Below are 13,431 nucleotides of genomic sequence, written 5' to 3'. Positions count from 1 at the left end.
GTAATTACGGTGAACATGCGTTCACTTGACATGCCGTTGAACATCCTTATCGTCGCCTTGTAAGGCGACGATAGTGGGTATTCGATTACCCGGATTTCCTTGGATTTCTCGGGTATTCGGGGCTATTGCCTGATTCGTCGCCGTGGTCATCGGCGCGGATTCGGGGAGTGCGAGCTGGGCGTCAGTGTCGGCCCGCGCCGCCGTGCCCATGACCGAGAGCACGAGGGACAGGGCGAGCCGGGGAGCGCTTAACAGGCGAAGAAGCCTCGTTTTCATGGCATGAACATTTATCGCATTCTGCTCACTAACATGGCTTCGAGGCACAGGCACAAGCGGGACGATTTCTACATCGTCGGCGAAGGCGTCCACGAGAAGTCCGCCCTGCGGCGGCCCTCCACTACCGAGGAGGTCCGCCGGCTTCCGCTTCTCCCGGCTCGGCCCGGTGGGGCCCGTCGTCGATCCCGCGTTGTGCGCCAAACTGGCCAGAGCGATGACCGCGCCGGAGGCCGTACAACAGGATGGCCGGATTGGCGCGGCTTTCACCTACCTCGGCCAGTTCGTCGACCACGACCTCACCATGGACCGCACCGCAGCCGCCCTCGGCGAGGACATCACCCTCCCCGAGCTCATCCAGGGCCGCTCCCCGACCCTCGACCTCGACTCCCTGTACGGCCCGCGGCCCGCGCTTCTTCGAGCCCGACGGCGTAGCCTCCGGATGGGTAGGACCGCGCCCGCCCCCGGCTTCGACGGCCTCCCACGTCGGCCTCCCACGTCGGACGAGCCGGCAGCGCGCTCATCCCCGACCATCGCAACGACGAGAACCGCGCCGTCGGGCAACTGCATCTGGCGTTCATCCGGTTCCACAACCGGGTGGTGGATCAGCTGGCGGATGCGGGCGTGCCAGGGGCGTACCTGCGTCGTGCTCACCCCCGACACGCTCATCAGCACAGAACGCGACAACCTGCTCTCCGCCACCCCGCTGTGGTTCTACATCTTCCGCGAATCAGAACTCAACGACGGCCTCCTCGACGGCGTCGGCGCCCGCATCATGGCCGACGTCTTCCACCGTTCCATTGAAGCCAGCCACCACTCCATGATCCGCGACCCCGCCTGGCGCCCCTCACTGGGCCCCGACTCCCACACCTTCCGCATAGTCGACCTCCTTCTCCACGCCTTCGAAGCCAACGCCGACCTCCTCAACCCCGTAGACGCCGAACCGGTCGCCGCCATCCGACGGCGCCGCCGACTCGGATAGCCACCCAAAGTTCGCCGCTGCGACGACCAAGGCTGCTGGTTTGGCGCAGCCGCGGCGAGAACTGCGGCAAACGGCGCCGGATAACGGTGAGCAGCATGGAGATCGCCTGCGGTGTCTATATGGCGCGCGAGCGGTAGTCGTATCTCGGTAGCCTTTGATTGTGATTGACCTGCGAACCCTCCGTGATGATCCGGACCGGCTCCGAGCGTCGCAGCGTGCCCGTGGCGAGGATGACTCGATCGTGGACGCGCTGCTCTCGCTCGACGAGCGCCGACGTGCCGCGCTGACCTCGTTCGAATCGCTGCGCGCAGAGCAGAAGAGCATCGGCAAGTCGGTGTCCAGGGCGTCGGGGGATGAGCGGCAGGTGCTGCTCGATCGGGCCAAGGAGCTGGCGGCGCAGGTGAAGGCCGCCGAGGTGGCTTCCGAGCAGCTCGGTGGCGAGCTCGACGAGCTGGTCATGCAGGTGCCCAACCTCGTCGAGGACGGCGCCCCGCACGGCGGCGAGGACGACTATGTGGTCCTGGAGGAGGTCGGCACGCCACGCGTGTTCGATTTCACCCCGCGCGACCACCTGGAACTCGGCGAGATGCTGGGCGCCATCGACATGGAGCGCGGCGCCAAGGTCTCCGGATCGCGGTTCTTCTTCCTGCGCGGAGCCGGAGCCCGGCTGCAGCTCGGGCTGCTCAACATGGCGATGCAGCAGGCCATCGAGGTGGGCTTCACGCCGATGATCACACCGGTGCTGGTCAAGCCGGAGTCGATGCAGGGCACCGGATTCACGATCGCCCACGACAGCGAGATCTACCGGCTGCCCGAGGACGATCTCTACCTGGTCGGCACCTCCGAGGTGCCGCTGGCCGCCTACCACGCGGACGAGATCCTGGATCAGACCTCCCTTCCGTCGCGCTATGCGGGCTGGTCGTCCTGCTTCCGCCGCGAAGCCGGGTCGTACGGCAAGGACACCCGTGGCATCATCCGCGTCCACCAGTTCGACAAGGTGGAGATGTTCTCCTTCTGCCGTCCTGAGGAGGCGTCCGAGGAACATCGGCGGCTGCTGGCGTGGGAGAAGGAGATGCTGGACAAGGTCGAGCTGCCGTACCGGGTGATCGACACCGCGGCGGGTGATCTGGGGATGTCGGCGGCGAGGAAGTTCGACTGCGAGGCGTGGATTCCGACCCAGGGCCGGTACCGGGAGCTCACGTCGACGTCCAACTGCACGCAGTTCCAGGCACGCCGCCTGAAAGTGCGCTATCGCGACGATGGCGGCCGTCCGCAGCATGTGGCGACGCTGAACGGCACCCTGGCGACCACACGCTGGATCGTGGCGATCCTGGAGAACCACCAGCAGGCGGACGGTTCGGTCGTCGTGCCCAAGGCGCTACGGCCGTATGTGGGGCTGGATGTGCTGGAACCGCTCAAGTAGGGCCGTACCCGATCTAGACGCCGAAGGCGGGCTCCTTGTGGGGGCCCGCCTTCGGTGTGTCAGTGGTCTAGATCGCTATTTCGCGACCCCGCGGCCTGGTCGTGGCGACCGAGCGTCGCCCGATCGCGTCCGATAAAACCCGGAATGCACGAAATATCGGTTTCTAGAGGGCGCGTACCTGCGACGCCTGCGGGCCCTTGGGGCCCTCGGTGACCTCGAACTCCACGCGCTGGCCGTCTTCCAGGTTCCGGTAGCCGTTACCCGAGATCGCGGAGAAGTGGACGAACACGTCCGGCGCGCCGCCGTCCGGGGCGATGAAGCCGAAGCCCTTTTCCGCGTTGAACCACTTGACGGTTCCCTGAGCCATTAACGCTCTCCCTAAGGAAGTGAATCTTGGGGTACACACCTCGCGCACCCCGGTGTGTCGCACAGCTCCCCGGGTGGCTCATATCAGTCGAACTGGTTTCGCGCTTGCGGGAACAGCTAATACAACGCCATGCCATCTAACACTATGGCGGACCCGGGGTGTTCCATGTCCGGGGGAGAATTCCTCTCCTGACATCCCCTTGTACGGCGCGCGCGCATCACAGTGCAAACTGGAACGTGTTATGGCTAGCCCGCATCTCCATCACCGCCCATCCCAGCTTCCTCGTCTGATCGCGACAGACCTGGACGGAACCGCCCTGCGCTCCGACGGAACCATCTCCCCCCGCACCGCCGCCGCCTTCGCCACCGTCGAACAAGCCGGTTCCACCCTCGTCTTCGTCACCGGCCGCCCGCCCCGCTGGATGCACACCGTCGCCGACGTGCTCCACCACCGTGGCCTGGCCATCTGCGCGAACGGCGCACTCGTCTACGACCTGCACACCGAGACCATCGTCGAGTCCCACCTGATCGACCCGCCGACCCTCGCCGAAACGGTACGGCGGCTGCGATTCGAGATACCCGAATTAACGTTCGCCGTGGAGTACGAGGGCGGATTCGCGCACGAATCAGCCTTTCGATTGGGCAGCTGGGACGCGGACCGCATCGGCGTCGCGAGCGTACGCGCACCCACGCTGATCTCCCGCCCCTGCGCGAAATTGCTCGCACTCCATCCATCGATGGGACCCGACGAGCTTTATCGGCGTGTTCATGCGCTTGTGGGGGATTTGGTAACTGCGACCCATTCGAGCGGGCGCGCGTTGATGGAGATGAGTGCCCACGGCATCACAAAGGCCTCCGCATTGGCCGGGCTCGCCGTACGCAACCAGATCAAAGCCGAAGAGGTGGTGGCATTCGGGGACATGCCCAACGACCTGCCGATGCTGACCTGGGCCGGAACCTCCTATGCCGTCGCCAACGCCCATCCCGACGTCCTGGCGGCCGTGGACCACGTGACCAGCACGAACAACGACGACGGAGTGGCCCAGGTGCTGGAGCGCCTGTACCGAAACTAAAACCAGATACGGCCGCGACTGCGGCCGATCTGGGCGGATTTAGAGGTACGGGCCGGACGCGCGCTGCCCGTGATCGTCGGGTTGGCCCTGGTTGAGGCCACCGGGCAGGGCACGCCGCATTTGTTCAAGTTGAGCGCGAGCGGCCATTTGCTGCGCGAACAGGGTGGTCTGGATGCCGTGGAACAAGCCTTCCAGCCAGCCGACCAGCTGGGCATGCGCGACCCGTAGCTCGGCCTCGCTCGGCGGCTCGCCCTTCTCGTCATCGGTGAACGGCAGCGAGAGCCGCTCCAGTTCGTCCACGAGCTCCGGCGCGAGACCGTCCTCCAGCTCCTTGATGGAGCTGGAATGGATCTCTTTGAGCCGTTTGCGGCTCGGCACGTCCAGCGGCGCCGCGCGGACCTCTTCCAGCAGCTGGCGGATCATGCTGCCAATACGCATCACCTTCGCCGGCTGTTCGACCAGGTCGGCGATGGAGCGCTCTTCGGGTTCCTTGTCCCCACCGAGCGAAAGTCCCTCAGGACCCACGACCACCACGTGCGGGGTGCTTTCCTCAGCGTTCATAGCTCTCAACTTACTAGCAGGATCTTCCCGACGTGGTCCCCGCGTTCGAGCAGCCGATGCGCCTCCGCCGCGTGCTCCATCGGGATCCGGGCGTGGATCACTGGCTTGATCGCTCCCGCGCTCACCAGCGGCCAGACATTCTCCGCCACACCCCGGCAGATCACCCCCTTCTCATCCGCCGGACGGCTCCGCAACCCCGCCGCCATGACCGACCCCCGCTTGCCGAGCAGCTTGCCGAGATCGAGCTCCCCGACCCCGCCGCCCTGCAACCCGATCACCACAAGCCGCCCGCCGGTGTTGAGCGCATCAACGTTCTGTTTGAGGTATTTCGCACCGATGATGTCGAGGATCACGTCGGCCCGCCTGGTAGAAAAGTCCTCCTCTCGGTAGTTGATTCCTTCATCTGCTCCGAGCTCCAGACAGCGCGCGACCTTCTCCGCCGACCCCGCGGTGACGATCACCCGCGAGCCGAACGCCTTCGCGAGCTGGATGGCCATCGTGCCGATGCCGCTCGCGCCGCCGTGGATCAGCAGCGTCTCGCCCTTGCGCAGCCGCGCGCTCATGAAAACGTTGGCCCAGACCGTGCAGGCGACCTCAGGCAGCGAAGCCGCGTCGACGAGCGCCGTCGGCGCGGGCATCACCTGCTGCCACGGTACGGCGACCCGCTCGGCGTACCCACCGCCCGCCAGCAGAGCGGTCACCTCGTCACCGATGCGCAGTCCGTCCACACCGGATCCGATTTCGGAGATGACACCGGAACATTCCAGTCCGGGGATTTCGGAGGCGCCCTCCGGCGGCGGGTAGAAGCCCTGCCGCTGCAGCAGGTCCGCCCGGTTCACCGCGGAAGCGGCCACGTCAACGACCACTTCACCCGGCCCGGGCACCGGATCGGGGACTTCCTGCCAGGTGAGTACGTCCGGCCCGCCGGGGGCCGAAATCATGATGGCTCGCATGTGACCTAAAGTAACGGAGAGGCGAACTCGACGGTTGGTCACGTTCGTTGTGTTACGGGGCGCTAACCTTCAATGTGGTTGCTGCCCCTTTAGCCCATCCCGAGGGGGAAACACGGTGGCAAGACACGATCGTGAGGATCCCCATTCTCTCGAAGACCAGTTGGCCTGGCTAGACGCGATCAAGGAAATGCCGGACGAGGTGGACATCGCGGTAAGCGCTGTCACCGCGTCCTCTTTGGCGTCCTCTGCCCCCGTAGGCCCTCCACCGGCGCCCCCGGAGGAGGCTTCGCCCTACCCCAAAGATCCATGGCTGTCGGTTCCGTCCGAACCGTCCTCCGGCCAACTGTTCCGCTCTTCGGTCGATTCCGGGTACGGCACCGACGCCTCCCCGGCTTCGGACGACGACGCCCCAACCAACCCACCCGCAGAGCCAGGCCCCTTCGTTGGCGGTCGAGGCGCGTTCGGCGAGTCACCGGTTGATACGGATTCGTACAACGTCGGAGCATTCGGCGGTTCGGACGCCCGGGTCTCGCACGCGGGCGATCAGGACGCCGCCGACGAGCCGGTCCGCGGCTGGCTGGAACCGGCACGACCGGTCGCCGACTCCGACCCCGGCGAGGCCGAACGTTTCACTGGACCGATCCCGATCGAGCGCTTCGGGGCCGCTGGGCGGGACGAGCACACCACCGAGCGCTTCGGCGGGTACGGCACGCGGGACGGCGTCTCCGGCCAGGACAGTTCATTTGGGACGCAGGAGGGCGGCTTCGGAGGAACGGAGCGCCCCTTCGCGAAGGACAACCCGTTCGGGGCGGAGGATGGTCCGTTCCGGAAGGACAGTTCAACCGGCCAGGACAGCTCGTCTTCCGGTGCGTTCCGGCAGGACAGTTCATTCGGCACGAAGGACGGCAAGTTCGGTCAGGATGGCTCCTTCGGACAGGACGGTGCCGAGGGTTCGGCTGCCTCCAAGGAGAGCTCGTTCGGGAGGAGCGGCGCGTTCGGGTCGAAGGACGGGCAGGACAGCTCATTCGACACCAAAGACGATCCTTTCGGCGCGAAGGACAACCCCTTCGGCGCCAAGGGTGGCCCGTTCGGATCCAGAGAGAGCTCCTTCGGCACCTCGGAGACCGCTTTCGGGGCAAAAGACGGATCGTTCAGCACACAAGAGGACGCTTTCGGCGCGAAGGACGACTCATTCGGCGCCAAGGGCGGCCCGTTCGGATCCAAAGGTGGCTCGTCCGGCACCCTCAGTGATCGCTTCGGTACCCGGGATGACACCCTCGGCTCTCGCGACTCGGGCAACACAGGCAATTTCCCTGACCCGCGCGACCTACGGGACTCGGGCAACACAGGCAACTTCCCCGACCCGCGCGATCTCCGCGAGGGCCGCGACCATCGCGAATCAGGAGATCTCCGCGACGGCCGCGACACCGGCGAAATACGGGAATTTCGCGACTTACGCGACTCCCGCAACGACAGCGGTCCCTTCGGCCTTCCGGCAAGAGACGAGAACCGGTTCGGCGGTTCCCTCCGCGAGGACCTCGCGGACCGCCCGGCATTCGATCGTGACCGTGACCCCGACAAGGACCGCGAGCCGTACCAGGCTCGTCGCCGTCAGGCCACCCCGGCACCGGCCGCCGCGTTCGGCTCCCCGTCCCGAACCTCGTCCTCCCGCTCGGGCGGCAAACCCTCTGCGGACAGCCTCGACCCCCTCAGCCTTCTCAAAGGCCGCAGAAACGCCCCCGAAAACGGCTGGCGCCGCCTGATCTACAAGGCCTCCGCCGGCATCATCAAACCCGGCGAATCCTCCGAAGTACGCCGCCGCCGCGACCTGATCGCCCGCGCCCGCACCCCCGTCGCCGCCGGCCACCACCGGGTAGCCGTACTCAGCCTCAAGGGCGGCGTCGGCAAGACCACCACCACCGTCGGCCTGGGCGCCACCCTCGCCCAGGTACGCGGCGACCGAGTCATCGCCGTGGACGCCAACCCCGACCGTGGAACGCTCTCCGACAAGGTCGAACTAGAGACTTCCGCCACCATCCGCGACCTTCTCAACGAACGCGCTCAGATCCGCCGCTACGTCGACATCCGCGCCTTCACCTCCCAGACCCAGTCACGCCTGGAGATCCTCGGCTCCGACCGCGACCCCTCGGTCTCCGAAGCCTTCTCCGCCGCCGACTACCAGGCGGTCTCCCAGGTCCTGGAAAACTTCTACTCCATCTGCATCACCGACTGCGGCACCGGCCTCCTCCACTCCGCCATGTCCGGCGTCCTCGGCCTGGCCGACCAACTAGTCCTGGTCAGCTCCCCCTCCGTGGACGGCGCCCGAGCCGCCTCAGCCACCCTCGACTGGCTCGAGGCCCACCACTACGCGGACCTGGTCAAAGCAGCCTCAGTCGTCCTGTGCAGCGTCCGCCCCCGCTCCAAATCCACGGTCGACCTCAACCGCCTCGAAGCCCACTTCGCGGCCCGCTGCCGCGCCGTCATCCGCGTGCCGTACGACCCGCACCTGGAAGAAGGCGCCGAAATCGACCTAGACCGCATGCAAGAACCCACCCAACAAGCCTTCCTCAAACTAGCCGCCTCCGTCGGCGACGGCTTCGCCGGCCCCCAGGCCTTCACCGAACGCCGCTACTCCGAAATCCCCGACCAGCTCTAGCCGCCCCCCTCTCCCGCTTCCCCCCGAACCCCTCCGAAGCGGGAGAGATCGTCTACTCAGTCGCGCCCCCACCCACCAACCCACTAAAGTGCACTCCAGACACACAACCAGGAGAGCTCGCCTAGTGGACGATGGCGGCGGTCTTGAAAACCGCTAGGCCGGGTGACCGGTCTCGTGGGTTCGAATCCCACGCTCTCCGCCCTACCTCCCAAAACGCCGCCTCACCAGCGCGTACGCCTGGCCGTAGCCAGGTGGATCAACGCCAGGTCAGGCAGCCGTAGGTCACCCTGAGCCGCTCTAGGTCGGTGTTCGCGGAATATACGCGGAATGATGTTGAAGGTGTTTGCCCAGGCGAGCTTAGAATCGGCCGGCGTCACGAAACCACACCATCATCAACATGGGTCCCAGCATGCTGACTGAATCAGCACTATTGGTGTAGTGCCTTAGGGAGATCGTTCCGTGCTGATGCTTGGCCCAGCCTTCGACTCCGCCAGGACTGCGGTTTCGTGACGTAGGTCGGGCGCTCCCCGTAGCTCAGCACACAACGGTGCAATGGAACGAACATTTATAGCACTTCACGTATATTGCCCACAAATGTATGACTTTGCGCCCTTTAGGTCTGGGTGTCGTATCTTGCGGACGCTACTGCAAAGCCGGTAAAGCAATACCAAGCGATCTATCTGGGTGGGATAGTGGTTATGTGAAGACTGAGAGTGCTGGGGATAAAGCAGAACGGCGAGCGCGGGAGGTCGCGGCGTATCTAGGTATCCCTGACTTCGTTTATGGGCAACCGCTTGTGCGTAAAGGCGCGGGGTGGCGGGAGGTAGGTGATGGGATGCTCATTGTTGGTGACCGTGGCGCCATTCTTCAGGTTAAAGCACGGGACCGACGAGCTGGACTTCGAGATTCTTCGGAAAAAGCGGAGCGCGTCATCCGGAAATATATTGATTCTGCCATTAGGCAGGGGTATGGAAGCAAGCGTACGATCCAGCAGTATCAAAAAGGGAAACCGCTAAGGGCAACTCCGGTCCGAGCGCTCGACTTTCCAGAGATTCGTCGACCCGATTTTGAGTTGGAGCTTTCCGTTCATTGTGAACGGTGGCCAATCATAGTAATTGTGGATCACCCGAAAAATCCAGAGTTCGTAGTCAACTTGCCGCGTAGGGTATTTTGTATATCTCTTGGTGACTGGGAACAGCTGCATGGACACATTCGGTCTGTGAGCGGAATTCTGCACTATATCGACTTGGTAGAAGAGTCGGGGATTCCGACGATCGTTGGTCGGGAGCAGGCCCGATTCTTCGAAATCTGCCACATCGCTAAGAAAGCGGGAGGGAGATCAAAGACATCCCATCCCTGGTTCTCATCTGCGGCATATGATGATCCGTTGGGAATAGAGCTGTATCAGGAGCTCATTGCAAAGGTTTGGAGTGGTCTTCCGCGTGGTCCAGGCCTTAGTCCTAAAGATATTCGTATGATCCTCGCATTTCTTGACGATGTTCCAACAAGCATAATGGCCACTGTGGGCCAGTGGACACTACAGAAGCGTCGCGAATTCAAAGAGGCTGCAATCTCGGCCAGTGGAAATATCGTCATTCAGGATAAGCTTCTTGTCTACCTTTGTGGATCTGAGAAGCATTGGCGTGATCAGTTCCAGTGGACCGCTGAGCTCTTTTATCTAACACTAGTGAGAATGAATGAGTGGGCCGAAACGCGCAAGACTAAAGTCGAGGCGCTAGGAATAGGGGTTCGCGAGGTTGCCCATGGTGTGGAATATACACACGTATACCTGGATGGGGTGAGTCATGTTCCAAAGGGTATTCGCGAAAAGATAGAATGGAATTATGGTGTAGCGAATCATATGTTTGGACACACTCGACCCTTCAGTCCAGGTCGCAATGACCCATGCCCCTGTGGTAGCGGACGCAAGTTCAAGCGCTGTCATCGCCGCTAGCTGTAGCCGGCTGTGTAGTGGCCGAATGTCAACGTAAGCGAAAAGGACCTCGGCATAGCCGTGGCCCTATAAGCGTTGGCGTGCTCAAGTTGTGAGGGCATCTTCTATCCGTTGATTCGCGATCTCCGCACCGCCGTCGATGCACTTCGCGTAGACCTTGAGCAGAACGTCAACGCCATGCCCCGCGCGTTCAGCAACGTCCGGAGGTGCAACACCAGCGTTCAGCCACAGGCTTACCGCCGCATGTCTGAGGTCGTAGGGGCGAGCCGCCATCGGCGAGGCCGTCTGTTCGGGCGTCATCGCGAAGGTCCGGGCCGCCCTCCACGCCGCACAGTAGGTTCCGATCGAGATGATCCCGCCACGTGAGGTCCGGAAGAGACGGCCATCCTCGTGGAAACCGAATTCCTCGATGTGCTCCCTCAAGATGGTGACCAGCTCGGGCGGGATGGGCACCGGCCGGCCTTCATCGTCGGCGCGATGCTTGAGGCCGCGATCGTCATGAGCCTTCCCGCTGTTCGTCCACCGTCTGTTCGCCTGTGGCTTGGATTTGGCGAGTAGGAGGCGTCCCCAGCCCTCATCTGGGAGGTAGCAGTTCTGAATACGCAGGTCGAGAGCCTCAGCAGGGCGTAACCCTGCGAAGTAGAGGGAGGCAAAGAACGCCCGCAGGTGACGGCCCCGGTCGAGCCTTCCCACATATGTCACTGCCGTTAGTAATTCGCGCGCTTGGCGTGGGTTAACGACAATCCGCCTATCTACGACCTCACGTACTTTGGGTGGCCTCCATGCCTTGACCTTGTCGATGGGATTGGACGTCAATTCTTCGAGGTCAACCGCATATTGCAGAGCATTGTAGAAGACTGAACGTTTTCGGGAAATCGTGGTAGCAGCGGCGGCCTCTCCGTCGAGACGCAATGTTATCGCGTCAAGGCCAAGTCGTACGTTGCGTACTTTCGCGAGGTCGGTAACCGGCAGGGAGTGTCGTTCCAGCCAGGTGAGAGCTGAGCGGATCGCCGAGGGCGGGTCGAGTCGCCGGGACGCGGGAGGGAGCGCGTATTGGCGAAGCGCCTCCCTGAGCACGTGGGGATCTGGCTTGTATGGGGCGTTCTCACTCACCAGGGCAGGCGTTACGGTCGCGAGTGCGTCCGTAAGGCTGTCTCTAGTCTTCGCGGCGGCGTGCGGCCATTTCATGTCCACGTACGCAAGTGCGAAGCCGTACCATGTGGTGGCGTTCTTGACCTTGATCATAGAAACCGGGAGGCCGGTATCTAGGTCGAATGCCTCACCTTGCTTTGCTGCCTGCCGAAGATCGGAGAGGAAACTTTCAGCAAGAGCTTTGGTCCGCAGCGTTTTGGACTTTTGGCGGCCGCCGACCTTCCACCGGACGACATAGGACGGCGTCTTACTCGACTGGTTCCGGCGGATCTCCCAGAACTTCACATCGTAGGAGGTGTTCATGACATCTCCCGCAGGGATTCAAGCCATGTGGTGAATTCGCTCCGGTAGATGCGGATTTCGCCGTTGGGCAGTTTGAGGCCCTTGGGCGCGTGGCCGAGTTCGCGCCAGCGGTAGAAGGTCCGACGCGAGACGCGCAGTTCGTCGAGGACCTCGGGGACGCCCATTAGTTCGTCGCGGCGGCTCATCGCGTACCGTCCGTGATCGCGTCGGCCACGAGCATGTCGCCGGAGGTGAGGCCACGTCCTGCGTATTTCCAGTCGGAGAACACGTGGACGGATTTCGAGTCCAGGTGGGGATAACGTCCACTGGCGATCAGCTGACCCATGACGTGGTTAGCGCGGTCGGCTCGGAGCGCGCTGAGAGTGGTGGAGTAGTGGCGGGATCGGGTGGCGAAGTGCCCACGGAAGCCGAGCATGTGAGCCCAGTGGATGAGCCGGAGGTGGCTCAGGTCGTTGCGTGTGCCCAGGCGGAGGCATTCGGCGATCATCCGTCGCGCATGATGGCGGATGGGGAGGGCGGACAGGTCTTCGAGGGGGTAGATACGCCGGTCGAGTGTGCCGGTGCATTCGGCGGCTTTGGTGGCGTACTTGCTTATGTAGGCCGCTACGGCTCGTGCCGTGAGGCCGCCGTCCAGGGTGATCGGGCGAATGTCGAGCTGGTTGCCCCAGCGCAGCGGCTTGTGGCCGTCGAGACCTACGGCGGAGACGACGTGGGCGGCCCGTCGTACCGCATCGGCCAAGGCTTCTTCCGTTGCCCAAATTGGAGGTGGGGAACCGGGTCCGGCTGGGCCGTCAAGGCGGATCACGGCGTGGAGGTGGACCACGCCACGGCGTTGGTATTCGGCAACTTTGGCGAAGGACATCACGACCTGTTCGCGGAGTTCCTTAACGGTCAGGTCGGCGCTCTTGGCCAGGTGACGGCGCAAAGCGTCGGTAAACCGCTTCCACAACAGCGGCGCCAGTGCGTTGAACAGCACCGAACCGGTGTAGTCGTAGCAATCGGGACACAGTGGTTCGCCGAGGCCCGGATCGTCGGAAGCGTGGCGAACCGTGCAGGACATGACGATGCCGTGTGGGCAGGTGGCGGCAGAGCGGCGGGCGTGGCACGGGAGCGGCCTACCGTTTCGTGCATGGTGGGTGTGGACGGCGCCGAAGGACGGCGCGGTGAGTGTGACGAACAGGCACGGGTGAGCGGTCACCGTAGCGGGAACGCCCTTGCCGCCGGCCAGGCCCGCGCGAATGAGTTGGTAGGTGTCGGCGCGGTAAGTCTTGGCGCACGCCTCGCAGCGTGAGGACCGTCGCGTCTTGCAGGCGATCCGCAGGGCGCCGCCGGGTTCCAGGCGGGTGCTGTAGCGGTGGATGAGGGTACCGGTCGTGGTGTCCCGGTGTTCGACTTTGCCGCGTAGGTGGATCGGTTGCCGGCAGCCGCCCGCGCGTCGGATCTGAGCGGCCCATCGGTCGAAGTCCGGGCGGTTGAGTCGGGTGATCACCCCCGTGATTGCGTGCGTGCTGGTGGTGTTTCGGGGCAAGATGGGGACCTCCTTTCACTCGTTCGGGTGAGGGGATGGCCTCCGACCTGGCAGGCGTCTTGGCGGATGTACGGCCAGGCCGGAGGCGCTTGCGCATTCATGCGCCGTGGTTGTCGATCCCGATTCCGTCGCAGTCGCGGCAGCGTTCGCCGTCGCCGTCGAGGCCGGTTCCGTTGCAGGTGCAGCAGCGGTAGCGGATCACCGGGA

Annotated in this window: 12 protein-coding genes and 1 tRNA gene; 6 read left to right on the top strand and 7 right to left on the bottom strand. The window is 63.9% G+C overall.

Features of this window, described 5'->3' with window-relative positions; genetic code table 11:
• Nucleotides 1-21: 21 nt before the first annotated feature.
• Complete coding sequence (locus Amac_RS05765; RefSeq protein ID WP_155353257.1) at nt 22-369, bottom strand: hypothetical protein; 348 nt, start codon at nt 367-369, stop codon at nt 22-24.
• A 73-nt stretch (nt 370-442) separates the two neighbouring features.
• Here Amac_RS05765 and Amac_RS05760 point away from each other — a divergent pair, with 73 nt between their 5' ends.
• Both Amac_RS05760 and serS read left to right on the top strand, forming a co-directional pair.
• The gene (locus Amac_RS05760) at nt 443-1,255 is read left to right on the top strand and encodes a hypothetical protein (protein WP_218040889.1); all 813 of its coding nucleotides are present in this window, start codon (nt 443-445) and stop codon (nt 1,253-1,255) included.
• A gap of 160 nt (nt 1,256-1,415) precedes the next feature.
• Nucleotides 1,416-2,678, top strand: a complete 1,263-nt coding sequence (gene serS / locus Amac_RS05755; protein ID WP_155353256.1) for a serine--tRNA ligase — start codon at nt 1,416-1,418, stop codon at nt 2,676-2,678.
• 163 nt (nt 2,679-2,841) lie between these two features.
• On the opposite strand, the gene Amac_RS05750 is transcribed toward serS, so the two are convergent.
• Complete coding sequence (locus Amac_RS05750; protein ID WP_155350042.1) at nt 2,842-3,045, bottom strand: cold-shock protein; 204 nt, start codon at nt 3,043-3,045, stop codon at nt 2,842-2,844.
• A 241-nt stretch (nt 3,046-3,286) separates the two neighbouring features.
• Between Amac_RS05750 and Amac_RS05745 the strand changes: the two genes are divergently transcribed.
• Entirely contained in the window at nt 3,287-4,117 is an 831-nt protein-coding gene (locus Amac_RS05745; protein ID WP_155353255.1) for an HAD family hydrolase, read from the top strand.
• 39 nt (nt 4,118-4,156) lie between these two features.
• Here Amac_RS05745 and Amac_RS05740 read toward each other — a convergent pair whose 3' ends face one another.
• Nucleotides 4,157-4,678 (bottom strand): bacterial proteasome activator family protein, encoded by a 522-nt coding sequence (locus Amac_RS05740; protein ID WP_155353254.1) that lies wholly within the window; start codon nt 4,676-4,678, stop codon nt 4,157-4,159.
• Between the two features lie 5 nt (nt 4,679-4,683).
• Nucleotides 4,684-5,631, bottom strand: a complete 948-nt coding sequence (locus Amac_RS05735; RefSeq protein WP_155353253.1) for an NAD(P)H-quinone oxidoreductase — start codon at nt 5,629-5,631, stop codon at nt 4,684-4,686.
• Nucleotides 5,632-5,746: 115 nt separating this feature from the next.
• On the opposite strand from Amac_RS05735, the gene Amac_RS05730 reads away from it, so the two are divergent.
• From Amac_RS05730 to Amac_RS05720, 3 genes are all read left to right on the top strand, one after another.
• Nucleotides 5,747-8,287 carry a MinD/ParA family ATP-binding protein gene (locus Amac_RS05730; protein WP_246268088.1) on the top strand — a complete coding sequence of 847 codons (2,541 nt, stop codon included), beginning with the start codon at nt 5,747-5,749 and terminating at the stop codon, nt 8,285-8,287.
• A 110-nt stretch (nt 8,288-8,397) separates the two neighbouring features.
• Nucleotides 8,398-8,486: transfer RNA gene (locus tag Amac_RS05725), tRNA-Ser, on the top strand.
• Nucleotides 8,487-8,987: 501 nt separating this feature from the next.
• Complete coding sequence (locus Amac_RS05720; protein ID WP_170322341.1) at nt 8,988-10,241, top strand: SEC-C domain-containing protein; 1,254 nt, start codon at nt 8,988-8,990, stop codon at nt 10,239-10,241.
• Between the two features lie 84 nt (nt 10,242-10,325).
• Here Amac_RS05720 and Amac_RS05715 read toward each other — a convergent pair whose 3' ends face one another.
• The 3 genes from Amac_RS05715 to Amac_RS05705 are packed head-to-tail and all read right to left on the bottom strand — an operon-like array spanning nt 10,326 to nt 13,224.
• Nucleotides 10,326-11,696: a tyrosine-type recombinase/integrase gene (locus Amac_RS05715; protein WP_155353251.1), complete on the bottom strand. Its 1,371-nt coding sequence runs from the start codon at nt 11,694-11,696 to the stop codon at nt 10,326-10,328.
• Nucleotides 11,693-11,881 carry a helix-turn-helix transcriptional regulator gene (locus Amac_RS05710; RefSeq protein ID WP_155353250.1) on the bottom strand — a complete coding sequence of 63 codons (189 nt, stop codon included), beginning with the start codon at nt 11,879-11,881 and terminating at the stop codon, nt 11,693-11,695. Before Amac_RS05710 ends, Amac_RS05715 begins: the two co-directional genes overlap by 4 nt.
• Complete coding sequence (locus Amac_RS05705) at nt 11,878-13,224, bottom strand: replication initiator (protein ID WP_170322340.1); 1,347 nt, start codon at nt 13,222-13,224, stop codon at nt 11,878-11,880. The genes Amac_RS05710 and Amac_RS05705 overlap by 4 nt, the downstream gene beginning before the upstream one ends.
• Nucleotides 13,225-13,431 lie beyond the last annotated feature (207 nt).

The sequence above is a fragment of the Acrocarpospora macrocephala genome (assembly GCF_009687865.1).
GTDB lineage: Bacteria > Actinomycetota > Actinomycetes > Streptosporangiales > Streptosporangiaceae > Acrocarpospora > Acrocarpospora macrocephala.
This window is presented reverse-complemented; position numbering and strand designations above follow the sequence as displayed.

What these genes read in the sequence shown, in the direction of transcription:
- Amac_RS05740 (WP_155353254.1), bottom strand. Translation starts at nt 4,678, where the DNA reads ATGAACGCTGAGGAAAGCACCCCGCACGTGGTGGTCGTGGGTCCTGAG.
- Amac_RS05710 (WP_155353250.1), bottom strand. Translation starts at nt 11,881, where the DNA reads ATGAGCCGCCGCGACGAACTAATGGGCGTCCCCGAGGTCCTCGACGAA.
- Amac_RS05735 (WP_155353253.1), bottom strand. Translation starts at nt 5,631, where the DNA reads ATGCGAGCCATCATGATTTCGGCCCCCGGCGGGCCGGACGTACTCACC.
- Amac_RS05750 (WP_155350042.1), bottom strand. Translation starts at nt 3,045, where the DNA reads ATGGCTCAGGGAACCGTCAAGTGGTTCAACGCGGAAAAGGGCTTCGGC.
- Amac_RS05745 (WP_155353255.1), top strand. Translation starts at nt 3,287, where the DNA reads ATGGCTAGCCCGCATCTCCATCACCGCCCATCCCAGCTTCCTCGTCTG.
- Amac_RS05715 (WP_155353251.1), bottom strand. Translation starts at nt 11,696, where the DNA reads ATGAACACCTCCTACGATGTGAAGTTCTGGGAGATCCGCCGGAACCAG.